Genomic DNA, 1,645 nt, shown 5'->3' with positions numbered 1-1,645 from the left:
TGACCTTCTCGATCGCCTGAGTGCTTTCTTTTATCGTTCGAGGAGTCACCAGTTTGCCGACGGTCCTGTTCATGCCGCCGAACACCCGACGAACGATCCCGGACGTTTTTTCTCGAGCAATCTGTGCGACAAGCTCCATAAGCCCCGATAGGGGATAAATTTCGCTTACCACTTTTTTCACCAACTCGTCTAACATTGTCCTGGCAGCATTGAGATTGTCGGTGATTTGCTTAACATGGCTATGCGCGCTGTCTAAGACCTCCTTGCAGTCCGGTAGCGCGACATACGTGGACTGAACCAGCCCGGTGAGGATCAACTCCCTGGCGGGCTGACCGCGGATCAGGTCCAAAAATGAAGGCTGGTTCGGCTCGAGCGGCTCGATCCGAAGTGAGTCTTCTTCGCTCATGAGTTGCGGACTGTAATAGCAGAGGCTCCCCGTGAGAAACTCGTAAAGGCTTTGACCGTCCTTACGAGTTTCGTAAAAAAGGTCTTTCTGATCACCTGCTTTTTCCAAGAGGTGCTGCCATATCTTCGCAGCCGTTTCTCGGGGGGTCTTGATTCCCGGAGACATTTCTCGGCGGATCTTGGTCAAAACATACACCAGCCGACTGCTTAGTCGGCAGCACCGGGCGAGCATCTCCATCGTGCGCTTATCGGTGTAGCTTTCTGAAAAGCAAATAAAAACGGTCAGCTCTGCCCGAGCCAGCATTTGCTCGGCCTGCTCCCAATTCGAAGACTCAATAGAGTTGAAGTCCGGCACGTCGGCCAAAATGAAAGGCAGTGAATTTGCCTGAGATTTCATGGAGGCGAAAAAGATTCGCCCGTCTCCTTGCGTCTTTTGAGCAACTTCTTCCGGGTTTTGAAGCGGCAACACCCTCCGGTGGGGAAATACAAGCTGCACTACGTCGGGATCGGAAAAACTCTCGGGAACGGCCACAACGGAATGATAGGTCATGGGGCGGATGATCTCTCCTGCGGGCACATCGATTCCTGTGAGCCAGCGGAAGAGGGTGCTTTTGCCCGCTCCAGTCGGGCCCAACATCGTCACCACCAGCGGGGGTTGCAGTCCTCGCTGTTGAAGCTGGCGGAACGATGCATAGCGACTCTTCATCGCGTCGAAGCCTCGTACGTCCTCGTCGTGCTTAAGTCGGTTGACCACCAATTCGCGGACGCGCGGAATCGTTTCCAGCAACTGAGTCACCGCCTTTTCGTAGGTGAGAAGTTTTTGCACGAAGTCCTCGGACTGCATGGCTACCTCCGAAATGACGCAACCGAGATCAAATATTCCACTGCTTACATTCCAGCGCAACAGTCCCGGATCATACCAATTTAGTTTTGGTCCAGCAGGCTCGCAACACGATAACGGTACCGTTCAAGCCTAAGTTACCCTGAAACGTGTTTGCCGGAATTCTGTTAATGGCTAATCCGTTTTCCATCTTACAACCCTTGACGTATCTACGCACGAATCGGCAGACAAATAACAAACCACCGGACAAATAGGAGAAGAAATTCCGACCGGGACGGCTCCCGACCGATCGGCCAGGAAACTGAAAACGTAGGCAAAGATGGCGGTCTGTGCCAATAGCATAAGAAAACTCGTTCGGAAGACGGTTGGCTCCGCTTTCCGAGGAGCAGACCAGCCCAT

Annotated in this window: 1 protein-coding gene; it reads right to left on the bottom strand. The window is 53.1% G+C overall.

Annotated elements, in window-relative coordinates; translation table 11 throughout:
* Positions 1-1,249 (bottom strand): hypothetical protein (locus H5U08_RS18075; RefSeq protein ID WP_297036325.1); only part of this gene is annotated, 1,249 nt, incomplete at its 3' end.
* Positions 1,250-1,645 lie beyond the last annotated feature (396 nt).

The sequence above is a fragment of the Thermogutta sp. genome (assembly GCF_014359955.1).
GTDB lineage: Bacteria > Planctomycetota > Planctomycetia > Pirellulales > Thermoguttaceae > Thermogutta.
Note: the sequence above shows the minus strand (reverse complement) of the source record. Positions and strands in the feature narration are given on the sequence as shown.